17 protein-coding genes are annotated in these 19,588 nt (G+C 72.4%); 13 read left to right on the top strand and 4 right to left on the bottom strand.

The window, feature by feature from the left end; all coding sequences use genetic code 11:
* Positions 1–102: 102 nt before the first annotated feature.
* The 7 genes from ccrA (at position 103) to pssA (ending at position 7,861) form a co-directional block, all read left to right on the top strand.
* A complete protein-coding gene (ccrA, locus tag IO33_RS0123550; RefSeq protein ID WP_031168220.1) occupies positions 103–1,440 on the top strand; it encodes a crotonyl-CoA carboxylase/reductase in 1,338 nt (445 codons plus the stop codon).
* A gap of 9 nt (positions 1,441–1,449) precedes the next feature.
* Entirely contained in the window at positions 1,450–3,477 is a 2,028-nt protein-coding gene (locus tag IO33_RS0123555) for a protein meaA (protein WP_031168221.1), read from the top strand.
* Positions 3,474–4,439, top strand: coding sequence for an HpcH/HpaI aldolase/citrate lyase family protein (locus tag IO33_RS0123560; protein ID WP_031168223.1), 966 nt, complete (start codon positions 3,474–3,476; stop codon positions 4,437–4,439). Before IO33_RS0123555 ends, IO33_RS0123560 begins: the two co-directional genes overlap by 4 nt.
* 15 nt (positions 4,440–4,454) lie before the next feature.
* Positions 4,455–4,982, top strand: coding sequence for a MaoC family dehydratase (locus tag IO33_RS0123565; protein WP_031168225.1), 528 nt, complete (start codon positions 4,455–4,457; stop codon positions 4,980–4,982).
* Positions 4,983–4,985: 3 nt separating this feature from the next.
* Positions 4,986–6,191: an acyl-CoA dehydrogenase family protein gene (locus IO33_RS0123570; RefSeq protein WP_031168227.1), complete on the top strand. Its 1,206-nt coding sequence runs from the start codon at positions 4,986–4,988 to the stop codon at positions 6,189–6,191.
* A 169-nt stretch (positions 6,192–6,360) separates the two neighbouring features.
* Entirely contained in the window at positions 6,361–7,017 is a 657-nt protein-coding gene (locus IO33_RS0123575; RefSeq protein WP_031168229.1) for a phosphatidylserine decarboxylase, read from the top strand.
* 22 nt (positions 7,018–7,039) lie between these two features.
* Positions 7,040–7,861: a CDP-diacylglycerol--serine O-phosphatidyltransferase gene (gene pssA / locus IO33_RS0123580; RefSeq protein ID WP_031168231.1), complete on the top strand. Its 822-nt coding sequence runs from the start codon at positions 7,040–7,042 to the stop codon at positions 7,859–7,861.
* Between the two features lie 89 nt (positions 7,862–7,950).
* On the opposite strand, the gene IO33_RS0123585 is transcribed toward pssA, so the two are convergent.
* Together IO33_RS0123585 and IO33_RS0123590 are read right to left on the bottom strand one after the other, a co-directional pair.
* Entirely contained in the window at positions 7,951–9,111 is a 1,161-nt protein-coding gene (locus IO33_RS0123585) for a tetratricopeptide repeat protein (protein ID WP_051926910.1), read from the bottom strand.
* 70 nt (positions 9,112–9,181) lie between these two features.
* Entirely contained in the window at positions 9,182–12,496 is a 3,315-nt protein-coding gene (locus tag IO33_RS0123590) for a CHAT domain-containing protein (RefSeq protein WP_031168234.1), read from the bottom strand.
* Between the two features lie 99 nt (positions 12,497–12,595).
* Here IO33_RS0123590 and IO33_RS0123595 point away from each other — a divergent pair, with 99 nt between their 5' ends.
* Both IO33_RS0123595 and IO33_RS0123600 read left to right on the top strand, forming a co-directional pair.
* Complete coding sequence (locus tag IO33_RS0123595; RefSeq protein ID WP_031168236.1) at positions 12,596–12,991, top strand: hypothetical protein; 396 nt, start codon at positions 12,596–12,598, stop codon at positions 12,989–12,991.
* Positions 12,988–13,899, top strand: coding sequence for a hypothetical protein (locus IO33_RS0123600; RefSeq protein ID WP_031168238.1), 912 nt, complete (start codon positions 12,988–12,990; stop codon positions 13,897–13,899). Before IO33_RS0123595 ends, IO33_RS0123600 begins: the two co-directional genes overlap by 4 nt.
* Before the next feature lie 340 nt (positions 13,900–14,239).
* Here the strand turns inward: IO33_RS0123600 and IO33_RS0123605 are convergent, their stop codons facing one another.
* Positions 14,240–15,376, bottom strand: coding sequence for a glycerate kinase (locus IO33_RS0123605; RefSeq protein ID WP_031168240.1), 1,137 nt, complete (start codon positions 15,374–15,376; stop codon positions 14,240–14,242).
* A 165-nt stretch (positions 15,377–15,541) separates the two neighbouring features.
* Between IO33_RS0123605 and IO33_RS0123610 the strand changes: the two genes are divergently transcribed.
* Both IO33_RS0123610 and IO33_RS0123615 read left to right on the top strand, forming a co-directional pair.
* Positions 15,542–16,618, top strand: coding sequence for an ADP-ribosylglycohydrolase family protein (locus IO33_RS0123610; protein WP_031168242.1), 1,077 nt, complete (start codon positions 15,542–15,544; stop codon positions 16,616–16,618).
* A gap of 28 nt (positions 16,619–16,646) precedes the next feature.
* Complete coding sequence (locus IO33_RS0123615) at positions 16,647–17,141, top strand: NUDIX domain-containing protein (RefSeq protein WP_031168244.1); 495 nt, start codon at positions 16,647–16,649, stop codon at positions 17,139–17,141.
* An 82-nt stretch (positions 17,142–17,223) separates the two neighbouring features.
* On the opposite strand, the gene IO33_RS0123620 is transcribed toward IO33_RS0123615, so the two are convergent.
* Positions 17,224–17,604 (bottom strand): antibiotic biosynthesis monooxygenase family protein, encoded by a 381-nt coding sequence (locus IO33_RS0123620; protein WP_031168246.1) that lies wholly within the window; start codon positions 17,602–17,604, stop codon positions 17,224–17,226.
* Between the two features lie 109 nt (positions 17,605–17,713).
* Between IO33_RS0123620 and IO33_RS0123625 the strand changes: the two genes are divergently transcribed.
* On the top strand, positions 17,714–18,451 hold the full coding sequence (locus IO33_RS0123625; RefSeq protein WP_031168248.1) for an SIR2 family NAD-dependent protein deacylase: 738 nt from the start codon (positions 17,714–17,716) through the stop codon (positions 18,449–18,451).
* A 145-nt stretch (positions 18,452–18,596) separates the two neighbouring features.
* The gene (locus IO33_RS0123630) at positions 18,597–19,556 is read left to right on the top strand and encodes a D-2-hydroxyacid dehydrogenase family protein (RefSeq protein WP_031168251.1); all 960 of its coding nucleotides are present in this window, start codon (positions 18,597–18,599) and stop codon (positions 19,554–19,556) included.
* The last annotated feature ends 32 nt before the right edge of the window (positions 19,557–19,588 follow it).

Genomic DNA, 19,588 nt, shown 5'->3' on the forward strand with positions numbered 1-19,588 from the left:
CGACGGCACACCCCAAAACCCTCAGCAGCACTCATCGCAGCACCGACGAACCCTCAGCGCCCCTCCCTCAGGGCGCTCACCGCCGGAGGCAACACCGTGACCGTGAAGGACATCCTGGACGCGATCCAGTCGAAGGACGCCACGTCCGCCGACTTCGCCGCCCTGCCGCTCCCCGAGTCGTACCGTGCGATCACCGTGCACAAGGACGAGACGGAGATGTTCGCGGGCCTGCAGACCCGCGACAAGGACCCGCGCAAGTCGATCCACCTCGACGAGGTGCCGGTGCCCGAACTGGGCCCCGGAGAGGCCCTGGTGGCCGTCATGGCCTCCTCGGTCAACTACAACTCGGTGTGGACCTCGATCTTCGAGCCGCTGTCCACCTTCGGGTTCCTGGAGCGCTACGGCCGTACCAACGAGCTGGCCAAGCGCCACGACCTGCCGTACCACATCATCGGCTCCGACCTCGCGGGCGTCGTCCTGCGCACCGGCCCGGGTGTCAACGCCTGGAAGCCGGGCGACGAGGTCGTCGCCCACTGCCTCTCCGTCGAGCTGGAGTCCTCGGACGGCCACAACGACACGATGCTCGACCCCGAGCAGCGCATCTGGGGCTTCGAGACCAACTTCGGCGGCCTCGCCGAGATCGCGCTCGTCAAGTCCAACCAGCTGATGCCGAAGCCGGACCACCTGAGCTGGGAGGAGGCCGCCGCCCCGGGCCTGGTCAACTCCACCGCCTACCGGCAGCTGGTGTCCCGCAACGGCGCCGGCATGAAGCAGGGCGACAACGTCCTCATCTGGGGCGCGAGCGGCGGACTCGGCTCCTACGCCACGCAGTTCGCGCTGGCCGGCGGCGCCAACCCGATCTGTGTCGTCTCCAGCGAGCAGAAGGCGGACATCTGCCGCTCGATGGGCGCCGAGTCGATCATCGACCGCAACGCCGAGGGCTACAAGTTCTGGAAGGACGAGCACACCCAGGACCCGAAGGAGTGGAAGCGCTTCGGCAAGCGCATCCGCGAGCTCACCGGCGGCGAGGACATCGACATCGTCTTCGAGCACCCCGGCCGCGAGACCTTCGGCGCGAGCGTCTTCGTCACCCGCAAGGGCGGCACCATCACCACCTGCGCCTCGACCTCGGGCTACATGCACGAGTACGACAACCGCTACCTGTGGATGTCGCTCAAGCGGATCATCGGCTCCCACTTCGCCAACTACCGCGAGGCCTGGGAGGCCAACCGCCTCATCGCCAAGGGCAAGATCCACCCGACCCTGTCGAAGGTGTACTCCCTGGAGGACACCGGCCAGGCCGCCTACGACGTCCACCGCAACCTGCACCAGGGCAAGGTCGGCGTGCTGTGCCTCGCGCCCGAGGAAGGCCTGGGCGTGCGCGACGAGGAGATGCGCGCCAAGCACATCGACGCCATCAACCGCTTCCGGAACATCTGAGGGCCTTAGATGACAGAGCGTCAGAAGGACCGTCCGTGGCTCATGCGGACGTACGCCGGTCACTCGACGGCGGAGGCGTCCAACGAGCTGTACCGGCGCAACCTGGCGAAGGGCCAGACCGGTCTGTCGGTGGCTTTCGACCTGCCGACGCAGACCGGCTACGACTCCGACCACATCCTCGCCCGCGGCGAGGTCGGCCGGGTCGGCGTGCCCGTCGCGCACCTCGGTGACATGCGCCGGCTGTTCCAGGACATCCCCCTGGAGCAGATGAACACCTCGATGACGATCAACGCCACCGCCATGTGGCTGCTGGCGCTCTACCAGGTCGTCGCCGAGGAGCAGGGCGCGGACATCACCAAGCTCCAGGGCACGACCCAGAACGATATCGTCAAGGAGTACCTGTCCCGCGGGACGCACGTCTTCCCGCCGGGCCCGTCGCTCCGCCTGACGACGGACATGATCGCGTACACGGTCTCCCACATCCCGAAGTGGAACCCGATCAACATCTGCAGCTACCACCTGCAGGAGGCCGGGGCCACGCCGGTGCAGGAGATCGCGTACGCGATGTCCACCGCGATCGCCGTCCTGGACGCCGTGCGCGACTCGGGCCAGGTGCCGCAGGAGCGCATGGGTGACGTGGTCGCCCGTATCTCCTTCTTCGTGAACGCGGGCGTCCGCTTCGTCGAGGAGATGTGCAAGATGCGGGCGTTCGGCCGCATCTGGGACAAGATCACCCGCGAGCGGTACGGCATCGAGAACCCCAAGCAGCGCCGCTTCCGCTACGGCGTCCAGGTCAACTCGCTCGGCCTGACCGAGGCGCAGCCGGAGAACAACGTCCAGCGGATCGTGCTGGAGATGCTGGCCGTGACGCTGTCCAAGGACGCCCGCGCGCGTGCCGTGCAGCTGCCGGCCTGGAACGAGGCGCTCGGCCTGCCCCGGCCCTGGGACCAGCAGTGGAGCCTGCGCATCCAGCAGGTGCTCGCCTACGAGAGCGACCTGCTGGAGTACGAGGACATCTTCGAGGGCTCGAAGGTGATCGAGGCGAAGGTCGACCAGCTCGTGGCCGACGCCCTCGCGGAGATCGACCGGATCCAGGAGATGGGCGGCGCGATGGCCGCCGTGGAGTCCGGCTACCTGAAGTCCCAGCTGGTCTCCTCGCACGCCGAACGCCGGGCCCGGATCGAGTCCGGCGAGGAGAAGATCATCGGTGTCAACGCCTTCGAGGGCACCGAGCCGAACCCGCTGACGGCCGACCTGGACACCGCGATCCAGACGGTCGACCCGGCGGTCGAGGCCCGGGTCATCGCCTCGCTGCAGAACTGGCGCGACACGCGCTACCAGCCGCCCTTCAACCACCCGCGCCCCTGCAAGGCGCTGGAGCGGCTGAAGGAGGCCGCCAAGGGCACGGACAACCTGATGGAGGCCACGCTGGAGTGCGCCCGCGCCGGGGTCACGACCGGCGAGTGGGCCGGGGCCCTGCGCGAGGTGTTCGGCGAGTTCCGGGCGCCCACCGGGGTCTCCTCCGCGCCGGTGGCGGTCACCGCCGAGCCGGGCTCCGCGCTGGCCGAGGTGCGGGCCAAGGTGGACGCCACCGCCCGCGACCTGGGCGTCGGCAAGCTGCGCTTCCTGGTCGGCAAGCCGGGCCTGGACGGGCACTCCAACGGCGCCGAGCAGATCGCCGTGCGCGCCCGCGACGCCGGCTTCGAGGTGGTCTACCAGGGCATCCGGCTGACGCCCGAGCAGATCGTGGACGCGGCCCTGGCCGAGGACGTGCACGCGGTGGGCCTGTCGATCCTGTCCGGCTCGCACGCCCAGCTGGTCCCGGACGTGCTCCAGCGGCTGCGTGTGGCCGGTGCCACAGATATACCGGTGATCGCTGGTGGCATCATCCCCAACGGTGACGCCGAGCAGCTCAGGGCAGCCGGTGTGGCCGCCGTCTTCACCCCGAAGGACTTCGACATCACCGGAATCATCGGCCGCATCGTCGACGAGATCCGGAAAGCGAACAAGCTCGACCCCCTGGAGGTCCCCGCATGACCACCCCCGTCAACCGCCTTCGCCCGCGGCGCTCCTGCCTGGCCGTGCCGGGTTCGAACCCGCGCTTCCTGGAGAAGGCGCAGGGCCTCCCGGCGGACCAGGTCTTCCTGGACCTGGAGGACGCCTGCGCGCCGCTCGCCAAGCCCGAGGCGCGGCACACCATCGTCAAGTTCCTCAACGAGGGCGACTGGACGGGCAAGACGCGGGTCGTGCGCGTGAACGACTGGACGACCGAGTGGACGTACCGGGACGTCGTCACGGTCGTCGAGGGCGCCGGCCAGAACCTCGACTGCATCATGCTGCCGAAGGTGCAGAGCGCCGAGCAGGTCGTCGCGCTCGACCTCCTCCTCACGCAGATCGAGAAGACCATGGGCTTCGAGGTCGGCAAGATCGGCATCGAGGCGCAGATCGAGAACGCCCAGGGCCTGAACAACGTCAACGCGATCGCGCAGGCCTCCCCGCGCGTCGAGACCATCATCTTCGGCCCGGCCGACTTCATGGCCTCCATCAACATGAAGTCGCTGGTCGTGGGCGAGCAGCCGCCCGGCTACCCGGCGGACGCCTACCACTACATCCTGATGAAGATCCTGATGGCCGCCCGCGCCAACAACCTCCAGGCGATCGACGGCCCCTACCTGCAGATCCGCAACGTCGAGGGCTACCGCGAGGTCGCCCGGCGCGCCGCCGCGCTCGGTTTCGACGGCAAGTGGGTGCTGCACCCGGGCCAGGTCGAGGCGTCCAACGAGATCTTCTCGCCGTCCCAGGAGGACTACGACCACGCCGAGCTGATCCTGGACGCGTACGACTACTACACGTCCGAGGCGGGCGGCAAGAAGGGCTCCGCGATGCTCGGCGACGAGATGATCGACGAGGCCAGCCGCAAGATGGCCCTGGTCATCTCGGGCAAGGGCCGCGCCGCCGGCATGCAGCGCACGTCGAAGTTCGAGATCCCCGCCAACTAAGGAGCCCTGAGCGCGATGCAGTTCGGACGCACCTACGAGGAGTTCGAGGTCGGGGCGACGTACAAGCACTGGCCGGGCAAGACGGTCACGGAGTACGACGACCACCTGTTCTGTCTCCTCACCATGAACCACCACCCGCTCCACATGGACACGAACTATGCGGAGAAGACGACGGACTTCGGCAAGAACGTCGTCGTCGGGAACTACATCTACTCCCTGCTGCTCGGCATGTCCGTCCCGGACATCTCCGGCAAGGCGATCGCCAACCTGGAGATCGAGTCGCTCAAGCACGTGGCGCCGACCTTCCACGGCGACACGATCTACGGCGAGACGACCGTGCTGGACAAGTGGCCGTCGAAGTCGAAGAACGACCGCGGGATCGTCTACGTCGAGACCAAGGGCTACAAGCAGGACGGCACCCTGGTGTGCGTCTTCCGCCGCAAGGTGATGGTGCCCACCGAGACGTACATCAAGGAGCGCGGCGGCGAGCAGCCGGGCCGCCCGGAGCTGACCGCACCCGCGGAAAAGAAGTCGGAGAAGTAAGCCATGGCCCGTCTCGCCCAGACCGCCGGTCTGACCGACGTCCAGCAGGAGATCCTCTCCACGGTTCGGGACTTTGTCGACAAGGAGATCATTCCTGTCGCGACCGAGCTGGAGCACCGCGACGAGTACCCGCAGCAGATCGTGGACGGCCTGAAGGAACTCGGCCTGTTCGGTCTGATGATCCCCGAGGAGTACGGGGGCCTGGGCGAGTCGCTCCTCACGTACGCGCTGTGCGTGGAGGAGATCGCCCGCGGCTGGATGTCGGTGTCCGGCATCATCAACACGCACTTCATCGTCGCGTACATGCTCAAGCAGCACGGCACCCAGGAGCAGAAGGACCACTTCCTGCCGCGCATGGCGGCCGGCGACATCCGGGGCGCCTTCTCGATGTCGGAGCCGGGCCTGGGCTCCGATGTGTCGGCGATCACGTCGAAGGCGGTCAAGGACGGCGACGAGTACGTCCTGAACGGTCAGAAGATGTGGCTGACCAACGGCGGCACCTCGTCGCTCGTGGCCGTTCTCGTCCGGAGTGACGAAGGACACCCCGAGGGCACGGCGCCCCACAAGTCGATGACGACCTTCCTGATCGAGAAGGAGCCGGGCTTCGGCGAGGTCCGCCCGGGCCTCACCATCCCCGGCAAGATCGAGAAGATGGGCTACAAGGGCGTCGACACCACCGAGCTGATCATGGACGGCCTGCGGCTGCCCGCCGATCGGGTGCTCGGCGGGGTCACCGGCCGAGGTTTTTACCAAATGATGGACGGCGTGGAGGTCGGCCGCGTCAACGTGGCGGCGCGTGGCTGCGGTGTCGCCCAGCGTGCCTTCGAGCTGGGTGTGCAGTACGCCCAGCAGCGGCACACCTTCGGCAAGCCGATCGCCCAGCACCAGGCCATCCAGTTCAAACTGGCGGAGATGGCGACCAAGGTCGAGGCCGCGCATGCGATGATGGTCAACGCGGCACGCAAGAAGGACTCCGGCGAGCGGAACGACCTCGAGGCCGGGATGGCGAAGTACCTGGCCTCCGAGTACTGCAAGGAGGTCGTGGAGGACGCCTTCCGGATCCACGGCGGCTACGGCTTCTCCAAGGAGTACGAGATCGAGCGCCTCTACCGCGAGGCCCCGATGCTGCTCATCGGTGAAGGTACCGCCGAGATCCAGAAAATGATCATTGGGCGCAGACTGCTCGAAGAGTATCGGTTCCAGGGCTGATTGTCCGGATACGGGGTGTTTTCTTCGAGAAGAAGATCACACCCTGTAGACGGTCTTCGGCCGCCGACTCGGCTTCCCAGCTTGCCCAGTTGCGGCCCGCGCCCGGTACGATCCCCGGAAAGCCGCCGTCCCCCGTCCAGCGCGGCATCATCCGCTACGAAGGTCATCCATGCCCCACAGCCAAACCTCTGCACCTCGCGACAGCCGAGCCGGCGTACGCCTCGCGCGCGGAGCATCGCCGTGGCTTCTCCCGACCGTCGCCACCGCAGCCCTCAGCCTGGCCCGTGCCCGCCGCTCCGGCGCGGCCCGTGCCGTGGCCGTGCCCGCCACCGCGCTCGCGGCCGGCATGCTGTGGTTCTTCCGCGACCCCGAGCGCGAGATCGCCCAGGGCCGGGTCATCTCGCCCGCCGACGGTGTGGTGCAGAGCATCATGCCGTGGAAGGACGGACGCACCCGCGTCGCGATCTTCATGAGCCCGCTGAACGTCCACGTCAACCGCGCGCCCCTCGCGGGCACGGTGACATCCGTCGAGCACATCCCCGGCGGCTTTGTTCCGGCTTTCAATAAGGAGAGCGAGAACAACGAGCGCGTAGTCTGGCATTTCGACACCGAACTCGGCGACATCGAGATGATCCAGATCGCCGGCGCGGTGGCCCGCCGCATCGTGCCCTACCTTCCCGAGGGCACGAAGGTCGAGCAGGGCGACCGAATCGGTCTGATCCGCTTCGGCTCGCGTGTCGACCTCTACCTGCCCGAGGGCGTGGAGGTCGCGGTCGAGGTCGGGCAGAAGACCGTGGCTGGGGTGACTCGCATTGACCGTGATTGATCCGGAGACCCAGGCCGGCTGGGTGCCCGAGGCCGACGAGGTGGACGACGAGGAGGAGATGCCCCTCTCGCTCCGCCTGTCGATAGCGGACACCCTCACCCTGGGCAATGCCACGTGCGGCTTCATGGCGGTGTACTTCACCACCACCGGCATCCTGATCCCGCATCTGACAGGCAACGACGAGTCCGCGGGCATGGCGCGGCACAGCGCGGCCACGGCCGTCATCCTGATGCTCTGCGCGGCCGTCTTCGACCTGTTCGACGGCCTGGTCGCGCGCAAGCTGCGCTCGTCGCCCATGGGCGCGGAGCTGGACAACCTCTCCGACCTGATCAGCTTCGGGCTCGCGCCCGCGTACTTCGTGCTGGTCTACGGCATGGTCGCGGACGACGCGCACCAGAGAGTCGCGGCGCTCGGGGCAATCGTGGTGCTCCTGGCCGTCGTGCTGCGTCTGGCGCGCTTCTCGTGCGTGACGATGAAGGACGGCATGTTCCAGGGCATGCCCTCGCCGTTCGGCGCGCTGACGGTCGTCTCGATCGTGCTGCTGGAGCTGCCCTTCGTGGCGACGCTGATGGCGATCCTCGGGACGGCCTGGCTGATGGTGAGCCGGGTGGAGTACCCGAAGCCGAGGGGACGTCTGGCCGGGGCCATGCTGTCCTGGATCGTGCTGTCCATGGGTCTGCTGGCGGCGTGGGCCTTCGACGCGCCGAGCGGCCAGCTCCTGCTGCAGACGGGCTGTGCGCTGCAGCTGGTCATGGGCGCGGTCATCCCGTTGTTCGCCACGGCTCGGCGGGTGAACAACTTCCGTGACAATCGGCGCGAGGCGCGGACGGCGCAGCTGCCGTAACCGCGGCCGACCGCGAAAAGGGCCCTGGACCGGGTTGGTCCAGGGCCCTTCGCCTGTCCCCGTGCGCCGCGGCGGCACGGGCGCCGCCGCTAGGCCGAGGGGTCGCGCAGCTGTTCGAGGCGCTCGGCGGCGGATCGGGCCAGGGGGTGGCCGGGACCGAACACCCGGCGGTAGCCGTCGAGGCAGCTGCCCAGCAGTCGAGCCGCCTCCTGCCGTCGCCCGGCGTCGACCAGGACGTTCGCCAGGTTCTCCCGGGCGTGCAGGGTCTCGGGGTGACTGTCGCCGTACAGGCGGACCGAGACGGCCTCGACCTCGCGCAGCACGACCACGGCCGCCGCACAGCGGCCCCTGGCGTGCAGGACGGCGGCGAGGTTGTTGCGGACCGGCAGGGCGTCCTCGTGATCCCGGCCCTTGGTGCGCTCGTACTCCGCCAGGACCGCGCGCAGCACCGTCTGCGCCTCGCGCAGCCGGCCGATCCGGCACAGGGCGGCACCGAGGTTGGCCCGGGCGTGGAGCAGTTCGTCACCGGGCTCGCCGCGTCGCTCCAGCCGGCCGATCAGGTCCCTCAGCTCCCGTTCGGCCTCCTCCCAGCGGCCCGCCTTGATCAGGGAGATCGCATGGCCGTTGGCGGCGGACAGCGTGTCGGGGTGGTCCGGTCCGAGCGCGCGCCTGCGGCGTTCCAGGACGTCCCTGCGCAGCGCGGTGCCCTCCGGCACCCGTCGTAGGGCCTCCAGCACCTCGGCGAGGTGGACGGCGCTGCGGAGGGTGTCGGGATGGTCGCGGCCCAGCAGCGCGGCCCGGTTGTCCCAGACGTGGCGGCCCAGCTCCTCCGCCCGGCCGAACTCTCCCATCGTCTTGAACAGCCCGGCCAGGTCCGCGGCCGTCGTCAGGGTGTCCTCGTGCGCGTGGCCCAGCACCCGCGACTGCACCCGCACCAGTTCCGTCAGACGCTCACAGGCCTCCGCCCGGCGCCCCTTCACCTGCGCGAGCACCCGGGCGTAGTCGCGGAAGGCGGCCAGCGTCTCGGGGTGATCCGGCCCCAGCCGCTTCAGAGTGGCGTTGGCCTTCATGCCGAAGTGCTGGTCGGCGGGGATGGGGAGCCGGAACAGCTCCTCCTCGGTCCCGTCCGGGCCCGTCAGCGTGGCGACCCACTCGGCCGTCGACGGAAGCTCCGGCTCCGGTTCCGCCCCGGTCCCGGATTCGGGTGGATCGTCCGGGTTCCTCGAACGGCCGTGCCACCTTCGGGCCATGGCGGATCAGCTCCCTTCCCGTCCTCTCAGCCCTGTCCGTTCTGTCTGCCTGTCCTGTCTGTCCTGTCTGTCAGGGGCCTGAGTGCACATGGGCGGCCCACAGGCTGGGCGTGCGGGGGAAGGCCGCGCGGCACTCCCTGACGGCCTGGTGCAGGGCGAGGGCGCTCCGCCCGGTGTCCAGGCCCGGCGCGTCGGCTTCGCGGCCGTCGCGCAGGTGCCGGTACAGACTCCTGGCCACCCGCACCGCCACCGCGTCGTGCACCGGCCAGAGGGTTCCGATGGCATGGGGGTAGCCGGCGACCTGGAACGCCGAGGTGATGTGGATGGACTCGTCCGCCAGCCGTTCGGCGCCCCGCGCGGTCTCGCAGGCCGACAGGACCGCGAGCCGCGCCCGCGGCAGGTCCAGCCGGGAGATCCGGCGGACCGTCAAGGGCTCGCGCCGGTGGTCGTGGACGAGCAGGCGGGCGTTCGACGGATCGTCCGGATCGCTCACCCCATGGCAGGCGAAGTGGGCGTACGGGTGCTCGGGCAGCGCCCGCACCACCCGTTCGAGCGTCGCGTCGGCGCCGGTGATCAGGTCGAACGGCAGGAGCTTCGCCAGCTCCGCGACCTCGCGCCGGGCACCGCCGAGCGGCCGGGCGCCGGGCGTCTCGGGCTGCGCCACGGCCAGCAGACGGCCCGGGGGCACCGGCCCCGCCGCCCGGGCCCGGGCGTACGCCAGCGTGCGCACGGTCGGCGTGTACGAGGAGACCACCCGGTCCAGGACGGAGCGGTGTCCGCCGGGGTGGCCGGCCGCGTGCAGCGGCAGCGCGGCGAGCGCACCGCCCGGCGACCACCACAGCCGGGGCCAGTCGTCGCCGGACGGCGCGTCGAGCAGACCGAGACGGGCGAGAACGGGTTCGGCGACGTGGTCCCACGCCCAGCCCAGCACATCCGCGAGGGTCCGCTGGGCCTGCCGTTCCCCGGCCGGGTCGGTGGCCGCCGCGAGCGCCTCGTCCAGCCGGGTCACCTGGTGCTCCACCGTCACCGGGGTGACCTGCGGCAGCGGCACCACCAGCACCCCGTCCGGCCGCAGGACCAGCGCGTCGCTGCGGTACCCGCTGCAGTACGCGAGCACCACCGGCCCGCGGTCGGCGCAGGCCAGCAGACCGGCGAGCGCCGGTGCCGCGAGGAAGTCGGCGAAGCCGGGCAGCGTGCGGATCCGGGTGACGAGCCGTTCCCACTCCGCGGCCAGCCGGTACCGTTCCTCGTCCGGCCGCTCCCGCTCCTCGGCGTCCAGCGCGTCGATGCGGTCCCGTAGGCGCAGGAAGAGTCCGGCCTGCTCCGGGTGCGCGGCGCGCAGCCGCTCCCACTCCCCGCGCGCGGAGACGGCCTGCCAGAGCAGCACACCCCGGCCGTGCTCCAGCAGCTGGACGGCCAGTTCCGGCGCTCCCGCGTTGACCGCGCACGCCGCGGCGTCGGCGGCCAGACCGTGCACCCGTGTGAGCCGGTGCTCCCGGTCGCTGCGCGCCAGCCGCCGCGTGACGCTGAACGGCAGCAGCTCCACCGCCAGCCGGTGTCCCCGCAACGCCTCCTCCCAGCGCCCTGCGTCGGCCGCCGCCACGCCCCACTCGCGGGCCGCCTCGATCCGGCGGTGGGCCGGGAGGGCATCGATCGCGGCGACCTGCCGGTAGGCGTCCTCGGCCGCCAGCAGCACCCCCGGATCGCCGGTGACCTCGTGCAGGGTCCGCAGGGCGCTCGCGTACGTCATCCGGTGGTTCGCGTGCACCGCCTCCCCGCCGGACGGCGCCCACACCGCCCGGCCCAGCGTGGTGACCGCCTGGTCCAGCACGGCCGTGTCCTCGGTGGCCTGCGCCTTGGTGAGCAGCGTCTTGCCGAGGTTGTGCAGCAGGTCGGCCTGACTCGGGTCGCCGTACGCCGTGGCGTCGGCCGCCCGGGTCAGCAGCGAGATCGCCTCCTCCAGGTCGGCCGGATGACCGGCGGCGGCGTACCGCTCGGACAGCGCGTTGGCGAGGTGGTTCGCCCGGACGGTCCACAGCGGGCTGCCCTGCGCGGTGCGGGCCAGCACATCGCGGGCCAGCGCCACGGCCTCGGCAGCCGCCGAGGCGTCCCCGGTCCGGTCGTACCAGGTCTGCAGGACCACACCCAGGTTGGCCAGATGAACCAGGTCCGGGGGCGCCGCGCAGGACCCGGCGGCCTGCCGGGCCAGGCCGGCGGCCTCGCGCAGGGCGGACAGGTCGCCGGTCAGGTGGTAGCGCTCGCGCAGCGCGACCGCGAGGTTCGCCACGACGCCGTCGGACCGCCCGGGCCCGCTGCCGGCCACGGCCTCCCGCAGCGCCTGGACGGCCTCGTCCAGCAGGGCCGCGTCTCCGGTCCGCTCGCCGAGCCGGTGCAGGGCGTTGCCCAGGCTGTTCAGCCGGTGCACGCGGGCGCGGCCGGCCGGGGGCGTGTGCCGGACGGCCGTGCGCAGCAGGTCCACCGACTCACGCAGCAGCGCCGTGTCGCCGCCGTGCTCGGCGGCCAGCCGCAGTGCCACGCCCAGTCCGGTCAGCGCGTTCAGCCGCTGGGGAGCGTCCGCCCGGTCCGGGGCCTCGGCCAGGGCCGTCCGGGTGACGCGGAGCAGCTCGGCGACGGCGGACTCGTCGGGCGAGACGTCCACCCACGTCCGCAGCGCCGTACCGAGGCCGTCCAGCACGAAGGCGCGGTGCCGCGCCCCGGGCGGGCTCTGTGCCAACGCCGCGCGCCGCAGGTCGAGCCCCTCGCGCAGGGCCTCCAGGTCCCCCGTCAGGCCGAAGCGGTGCTCCCTGGTCTGCGCGAGACCGTCCATGCTCGTCGGGCGTTCCGCGTCGCCGGGCGGCAGATGGTTCAGCGCACCGCGGAACGCGCGCTCCGCCTCCTCCAGGTCGCCCGGGTCGCCCGTCTCCTCGTACCGGACGTTGAGCAGCCGGCCGAGGGAGTCGAGTGCCATCGCCCGGTTGTCGCTCCGTTCCAGGGGGACGTCCACGGCCCGCCGCAGCGCCCCGATCGCCCGGTCGAGGTCCGGCCGGTCGCGCAGGTCGTCGAAGCGACGGCCCGACGCGACCCCGAGGAAGACGAGGTCCTGCTCCGCCGCCCCCTCCTCGGCCGCCGCCGCTCCGCTCAGCGCGATCAGCTCGTCCCGGTCGTGGTCGTCGTCGTACGCCCGCCACCGGAGCCACAGGCCCGCGCGCAGGTTCGCCTCGCAGCTCCTGCGCCGGTCGGCGCCCATCGGCCGGCGCAGTGCGGCGCGGTACCACTCGACCGCCTGGTCCAGGTCCCCGCGGTCGCCGGTGCGCTGGAACCGTCGCATCCACGCCACGGCTGTCAGCGCCGGATCCGGCGACGTGGCTTCGTCCTCATACGGCATGACCGGCCCCCGTGTGCCGAGATGACACTCCACGATATCCAACTGCCCCGAGGCGCGCGGTCGTTATGCTGATCCGCACAGGGGAGGGAGAAAGCGGTGATGGATCCCGGACCGGGCCACGAGCGGCTCGGGGAACTGTGCCGCAGGCTGCTGGCGACGCCGGCCGAGCTGGCCGCCGACGAGGCGATGCGGCAGCTCGTCGACCGCATCCTCGCCGAGGTGCGCGGCGGCCGTCCGCCAGGGGAACTGGAGGACGCCTTCGACGAGCTGGAGGACCTGCTCCTCGCCGCCGGGCACAGCGCCGGTCTCGGCTCCTACCGCACCACCCCCGGCTCCTACCAGCGCCTCCCGGGTGCCGGCCACGGCCACCCGCCGCTGTACGTGCTCACCTGCCCCCTCGGGCACTGCGCACGGGTCGAGGCCCCGGGCGCCGGCCGGCCGCCGCGGTGCCTCGTCTTCGACCGGCCGCTGCGCGAGATCCCCCTGCGGCCGTGAGCGCCTTCCTCAGCACGCTCGGCGGCAGGCTCGCCGAACGCTGGATGGCGCTCCTGGCGGTCCCCGGTCTGATCTACCTGGCGGCACTGGCCGCCGCCGGCACCCTCGGCCAGCGGCACTGGAACGACACCGGACGCCTGCGCGCCCGGCTGGACGCCCTGGCCGCCGCCCCCGGCGCGCACAGCCCGGGCGCCCTCGCGGTGGCCGCGCTCGCCGTCCTGGCCGCAGCCGCGGCCGTGGGGGCCGCCGTCCAGGCGGGGGGAACGTGGTGCGAGAAGGCCTGGCTCACCGATGCGCGCGGACCCGTCACCCGCCGGCTGACCGCCCGTCGCCTGCGGCGCTGGCAGGACGCCGACCGCGCCTACCGCACGGCCCTGGTGGCCGCCGGTCGCGCCACGATCGCCGGCGCCGGCGACGCCGGTCCGCTCACCGAGTCCGCCGAACGCCACCACGCCGCCCGCGCCCGTATCGCCCTCGCCGCACCCCGGCACCCGTTCTGGGCCGGCGACCGCATCACCGCCCCCGAACACCGGGTCTGGCACGCCTACCGGCTCGACCTCACCGCGGCCTGGCCCCACCTGTGGCTCCTCGCCCCCGAAGGCACCCGCGCCGAACTCGACGCGGCGCGCACCGCCTTCGCCGCGGCGGCGCGCCTGCACGCCTGGGCCGCGGCCTACCTCCTGCTCGGGGTCTGCTGGTGGCCCGCCGCGGTCATCGGCCTGCTGGCCGCGGCGACCGCGGCCGGCCGGGGACGGGCCGCCGCCTCCGCGTTCGCCGACCTCGCCGAGGCGGTCACCGACCTGCACGGGAAGGATCTCGCGCTGGCCCTCGGCATCCCCTGCGACGGTGGTCTCAGCCGCGAGGTCGGTGCGGAGATGACGCGGGTCCTGGGCAAGGACGGCGCCTAGGCCCCGTCGTCGAACTCCCGCCGTCCGCCCGAAGGGCGGGCCCTGCGGCGTCAGGTGCGTGCTCTCGGCGTGCCGGGCCCTGGCCCTCGTACTGGATGTACTGGGGCCTGGGGCCGGTGCGGCGAGAGTGCGTGCATGGCGTCGCGGGGCAGGAGGGAGTTTGACGACAGGGCCTAGGGGACCGTCTGGATCATCCCGGCGTCGCCGGTCCGTACCGTTCGTCACGGCCGTCCTGATCCGAACGGCACCCCCAGGCGGGCTCCCGTGACCGCTCCGGCGCTCCGCCCCGGCCCGGCGGCCGGAACAGGCGCCGTTTCCGGGGGCGGCGCCGCCACGGGCCTCAGCTCAGGTGCTCCTCGGCGATCCGGATCGCGACCCGCTCCAGAATCGGTCCCGCGTCCGCGATGCACCGGGCGACGTCCGGCTCGACGGACGTGAGCGGGTAGGCCTGGGAGATCCCCGCCCCGCGCAGCGCCTCCGGCGACAGCGCCAGCCGCCCGCACACCGCGACGACCTCCTTGCCGGCGGCCCTGGCCGCCGCGGCGACCCCGGCCGGCGCCTTCCCGTGCAGCGTCTGCTCGTCCAGCGACCCCTCCCCGGTGATCACCAGCGAGGCCCGCTCCAGCGCGGGCGCGAAGCCGAGGACGTCCAGCATGACCTCGATGCCGGGCCGGAACCCGGCTCCCAGGAGCAGGGCGCCGTAGCCGATGCCGCCCGCGGCGCCCGCGCCCGGTGCCGCCGCGTGCTCGGCGGCGCGCGGCCCCACGGCCGCCTCCAGCACCTCGGCGAAGTGGGCGAGCGCCGCGTCCAGCGTCGCCACGTCGTCCGGCGAGGCGCCCTTCTGCGGGCCGTACACCGCCGGGGCGCCCTTGGGACCGGTCAGCGGATTGTCGACGTCGCTGGCGAGCACCAGCTCCACGGACGACAGCCGCGCGTCCAGGCCGGACAGATCCGCGCGCGCCAGGTCGGCGAGCCCCCCGCCGCCGGGCGGGACCGGTTCCCCGTCCTCGTCCAGGAACCGTGCGCCCAGCGCGGACAGCATGCCCGCGCCGCCGTCCGTCGTGGCGCTGCCGCCGACGCCGAACACGATGGTCCGCGCGCCCGCGTCGAGCGCGGCCCGCAGCAGCTCGCCGGAGCCGTACGTCGAGGCCGTCAGCGGCGCGAAGACGCCGGCCGGTAGGCGCTGCAACCCGCTCGCCTCGGCCATCTCCACGACCGCGGTGTCGCCGCTCAGCGCGAACGCGGCCGTCACCTCCTGGCCCAGCGGCCCGGCGACCCGGACCTCCCGCCGCTCGAAACCGGCCGCGACCGCCGCGTCCACGGTCCCGTCGCCGCCGTCGGCCACGGGCAGCGCCTCGACGCGAAGATCCGGCACGACCCGGCGCAGCCCGGCCGTCACCCGCTCGGCGACCTGCACGGCCGTCAGCGAGCCCTTGAACTTGTCCGCGGCGATGAGCACCCGACGGGTCTCGTTCACTGCAGCGTCCGCCACCTTGCTTTCCCCTTGCTCTCCGGGCCCCGCGCACGTCAGGGCCAGTCGCGCCGCTGCGACCATAACCGGAGGACACCCTCGCCGTCATGCCCCGACCGAAGGCTGGGAAGCGCCTGGGAGCACCCTGGGGAAAACGGGTAGACCCCAGCCATGACCAGCCAGCGCCCCGGACCCGCCGCCCTCGCCGACCGCATCCACGGCGGCTGGCTCGGCCGGATCGCGGGGAACATGCTCGGCAAACCGGTCGAGCAGGGCGAGGTGTGGACCCGCGAGCGCATCGACCGCTATCTGCGCAAGGCCGAGGCGCTGCCCCTGACCGACTACCTGCCCGAGCCCGCCGACCCGGCCGAGACCGCCGTACTGCGCCCGGAGTGGCGGGACTGCGTGCGCGGCCGGATCCACGGCAGCGTGCGCGACGACGACGTGGACTACGCGATCCTCGGCCTGCACCTGCTGGAGACGCACGGCTTCGGCTTCAGCACCGAGCAGGTCGGCGACCTGTGGCTGCTGAGGCTGCCGTACCTGCAGACCTTCACCGCGGAACGGGCGGCGTACCGCAACCTCGCGAACGGGCTGAAGCCACCGCTGACGGCGACGTACGACAACCCGTACCAGGAGTGGATCGGCGCGCTGATCCGCGCCGACGTGCACGGCTGGACCCGCCCCGGCGACCCGGCCGGCGCCGCCTCCCTGGCCCGCCGGGACGCGGTGCTCTCGCACACCGGCAACGGCGTCTACGGGGCGATGTGGGCGGCCGCGCTGATCGCGGCGGCGTTCACCGCGCCGACCGTCCGGGACGCGCTTCACAGCGCGCTCGCCGTCGTCCCGGCGAGCTGCCGGCTCGCCCGTACCGTACGCCGGGTCATGACCCTGCACGCGACGCGGCTGCCCTGGGAGGAGACCCTGGCCACGCTGACCGCGGAGACCGCCGGGCTCGGCTGGATCCACACCGTCCCGAACGCCGCCGTCCTCACCGCCGGGCTGCTCTACGGCGACGGCGACTTCACCCGGACCATCGCGCTGACCGTGCGCGGCGGCCTGGACACCGACTCCAACGGGGCGACGGCCGGCTCGGTGGCCGGGGTCCTCACCGGGGCGGACGCGATCCCCGCCCGGTGGACGGAGCCGCTGCGGGACACGGTACGGAGCGCGGTGTTCGGCTTCGACGGCGTACGGATCAGTGCGCTGGCGGAACGCACCCTGCGCCTGGCGACGGCCGCGCCGTAGCCGTACGGCCGCTGGTTACCCTTCCTGAATGACCACGACTCCTGACTTCGCCACGTACATCGCGAGCCTGCCCCGTGTCCTCGCCGGTGCCGCCGCGCTCTTCCGGGACGCCGAGGGGCGCGTGCTGCTGGTCGAGCCCAACTACCGCGAGGGCTGGGCGCTGCCGGGCGGCACGATCGAGTCGGACGACGGGGAGACCCCGCGCCAGGGCGCCCGCCGGGAGACGCTGGAGGAGATCGGGCTGGACCTGCAGCTCGGCCGGCTGCTGGCCGTGGACTGGGTGCACGGCGAGGCCCGTCCGCCGCTGGTGGCGTACCTGTACGACGGCGGTGTCCTTTCCGACGCCGACCTCAAGGCCATCCGCCTCCAGGAGGAGGAACTGCTCTCCTGGCGCCTGGTCCCGCGCGAGGAGATCACCACCCACCTGCCCGGCGCCGTCGGCCGCCGCGTCCTGACCGCCCTCGACGTCCTCGCGGACGGCTCCGGCACGGCGGAACTGGAGAACGGCCACCGGGTGGCCTGACCCGGCGGCGGGTGCGCGCACCCGTCGTCTCCGCTCCGGCGGCACCTCGTGGCAGGTCGAAGAGCGTTCGCCCTTCGGCGGGTCAGCCCGCTGCCGGGCTCCGCGGGGCCGACGCTCGCGTGAAAGCGTGGCTCCGCTCCACCTTCGCCACGTGCAGCGTGTAGCTCTGGTACCAGTCGGCTTGCCCGCGCTTCTGCGCCGCGCGGTGCTCGGCGTTGCTCCGCCACTCCGCGAGGGCCTCGGCGTCGCGGAAGTACCCGACGGTGATGCCCAGCCCGCCGGGAGTCTGCGCGTGGTCCATCCCCAGGAACCCGGGGACGTCCTTCACCAGCTCTTCCATGCGTGCGCTGGTCTCGCTGTAGCCGCTCTGGTCCTGGGTCCGCACCGAGGTGAAGACAGCGACGTAATAGGGGGGTTCAGGGGTCTCGACGGGCGTGACAGGCGCTTCGGAGTGATCACTCATGGCGCCACCATAGACCGGATGCGCCCCCTCGCGGCCGGCACCGCCGAGGACCCGTGAGGCCGCTCGAAACGCGTTCGCTCCGAGCAGGCGGGCGGCCTACTCTCGGGCCATGAGCAGCCCTCTCGTAGCCCTACTCAGCGGCGCCGGTATCTCCACCGATTCCGGGATCCCCGACTATCGCGGTCCGAACGGGCTGTGGCGGCGGGATCCCGAGGCCGAGAAGCTGGTGACGTACGAGTACTACATGGCGGACCCGGAGATCCGGCGCCGGTCCTGGCAGATGCGGCGGAAGAACCGCACGCTGCAGGCCGAGCCGAACGCCGCGCACCGGGCCGTCGCCGAGCTGGAGCGCTCCGGCGTGCCGGTGCGGGTGATCACGCAGAACGTGGACGGGCTGCACCAGCTGGCCGGGATGCCCGCCCGCAAGGTGCTGGAGCTGCACGGCAGCGCACGCGGCGTGGTGTGCACCGGGTGCGGGGCGCGGGGGCCGATGGAGGACGCCCTCGCCCGGGTCGAAGCCGGCGAGGACGATCCGGCGTGTCTGGAGTGCGGTGGCATCCTCAAGTCCGCCACCGTGATGTTCGGGGAGCGCCTGGACCCGGTGGTCCTCGGTGAGGCCGTGACGATCAGCAAGGCCTGCACGGTCTTCATCGCCGTCGGCAGCAGCCTGCAGGTCCAGCCCGCCGCCGGCCTCGTCGGCGTCGCCGCAGACCACGGCGCCCGGCTGATCATCGTCAACGCCGAGCCGACGCCGTACGACGACCGCGCGGACGACGTCGTACGCGAGCCGATCGGCACCGCGCTGCCCGAACTGCTCGACCGCATCCGCGCCGAGAGCGGCAGGTAGGGGGTACGCCGGTCCCGCACGACGACCCGCTTCCCGGTGCGGTGACCGACCGGGGCGAGATCTTTCCGCCGGGCGGCCGCGGACCGGGCGGCCGCCGATGCCCACGCGCGTGCACCGACAGCGCGTCTCCCCGGGGAGGAACGACATGCGATTCCGCTGCGCCGTACTCGACGACTTCCAGGACGTGGCGGCCGCGTCGGCCGACTGGTCGGTCCTGGGCGACCGGGTGGAGGTCGTCTCCTTCACCGAGCACTTCGCGAGCGAGGACGAGCTCGCCGCCGCGCTCGCCGGCTTCGACTGCGTGATCACGCTGCGCGAGCGGGTGCCGTTCCCGGCGGGCCTGCTGAACCGGCTGCCCCGGCTGAAGCTCCTGATCGCCTCCGGCATGCGCAACTCGGTGATCGACTACGCGGCGGCCGAGGCCGGCGGCGTCACCGTGTGCGGGACCGAGAGCTCCGGCACCCCGCCGGTCGAGCTCACCTGGGCCCTGCTCCTCGGGCTCGCCCGCGGCATCGTCCCGGAGAACAACGCCCTGCGCGACGGCGGCCCCTGGCAGTCGACCGTCGGCGCCGACCTGCACGGCCGCACGCTCGGGCTGCTCGGCCTGGGCAGGATCGGCAGCCGGGTCGCCCGGGTCGGGCTCGCCTTCGGCATGGACGTCGTCGCCTGGAGCCGGCACCTCACCCAGGAGCGCGCCGACGAGGCCGGCGTACGGCTGGCCCCGGCCATGGAGGAACTGCTCGCGGGCAGCGACTTCGTGTCCGTGCACCTCGCACTGGGCGAGCGGACCCGCGGCCTCCTCGGAGCCGCCGAACTCGCCCTGCTCAAGCCGACCGCCTATCTGATCAACACCTCGCGGGCCGCGATCGTCGACCAGGACGCGCTGCTCGCCGCGCTGCGCGAGGGCCGTATCGCCGGCGCCGGCGTCGACGTCTTCGACGTGGAACCGCTGCCCGCCGACCACCCGATGCGCACCGCGCCGCGCCTGCTCGCCACCCCGCACCTGGGATACGTGTCCCGCGCCAACTACGCGCGCTACTACGGCCAGGCCGTGGAGGACATCCAGGCCTACCTCGACGGCGCCCCGGTCCGGATCCTCGGCTGACCCGCGGTGGCGCCGTGCCGGCGGGCGCGGGC

This window comes from Streptomyces durhamensis, assembly GCF_000725475.1.
Lineage (GTDB): Bacteria > Actinomycetota > Actinomycetes > Streptomycetales > Streptomycetaceae > Streptomyces > Streptomyces filipinensis.

Bases quoted from the DNA above. Each gene is read 5' to 3' on its own strand.
- IO33_RS0123555 (WP_031168221.1), top strand. From the start codon at position 1,450: ATGACAGAGCGTCAGAAGGACCGTCCGTGGCTCATGCGGACGTACGCC.
- IO33_RS0123560 (WP_031168223.1), top strand. From the start codon at position 3,474: ATGACCACCCCCGTCAACCGCCTTCGCCCGCGGCGCTCCTGCCTGGCC.
- IO33_RS0123565 (WP_031168225.1), top strand. From the start codon at position 4,455: ATGCAGTTCGGACGCACCTACGAGGAGTTCGAGGTCGGGGCGACGTAC.
- IO33_RS0123570 (WP_031168227.1), top strand. From the start codon at position 4,986: ATGGCCCGTCTCGCCCAGACCGCCGGTCTGACCGACGTCCAGCAGGAG.
- IO33_RS0123575 (WP_031168229.1), top strand. From the start codon at position 6,361: ATGCCCCACAGCCAAACCTCTGCACCTCGCGACAGCCGAGCCGGCGTA.
- IO33_RS0123585 (WP_051926910.1), bottom strand. From the start codon at position 9,111: ATGGCCCGAAGGTGGCACGGCCGTTCGAGGAACCCGGACGATCCACCC.
- IO33_RS0123590 (WP_031168234.1), bottom strand. From the start codon at position 12,496: ATGCCGTATGAGGACGAAGCCACGTCGCCGGATCCGGCGCTGACAGCC.
- IO33_RS0123595 (WP_031168236.1), top strand. From the start codon at position 12,596: ATGGATCCCGGACCGGGCCACGAGCGGCTCGGGGAACTGTGCCGCAGG.
- IO33_RS0123610 (WP_031168242.1), top strand. From the start codon at position 15,542: ATGACCAGCCAGCGCCCCGGACCCGCCGCCCTCGCCGACCGCATCCAC.
- IO33_RS0123615 (WP_031168244.1), top strand. From the start codon at position 16,647: ATGACCACGACTCCTGACTTCGCCACGTACATCGCGAGCCTGCCCCGT.
- IO33_RS0123620 (WP_031168246.1), bottom strand. From the start codon at position 17,604: ATGAGTGATCACTCCGAAGCGCCTGTCACGCCCGTCGAGACCCCTGAA.
- IO33_RS0123625 (WP_031168248.1), top strand. From the start codon at position 17,714: ATGAGCAGCCCTCTCGTAGCCCTACTCAGCGGCGCCGGTATCTCCACC.
- IO33_RS0123630 (WP_031168251.1), top strand. From the start codon at position 18,597: ATGCGATTCCGCTGCGCCGTACTCGACGACTTCCAGGACGTGGCGGCC.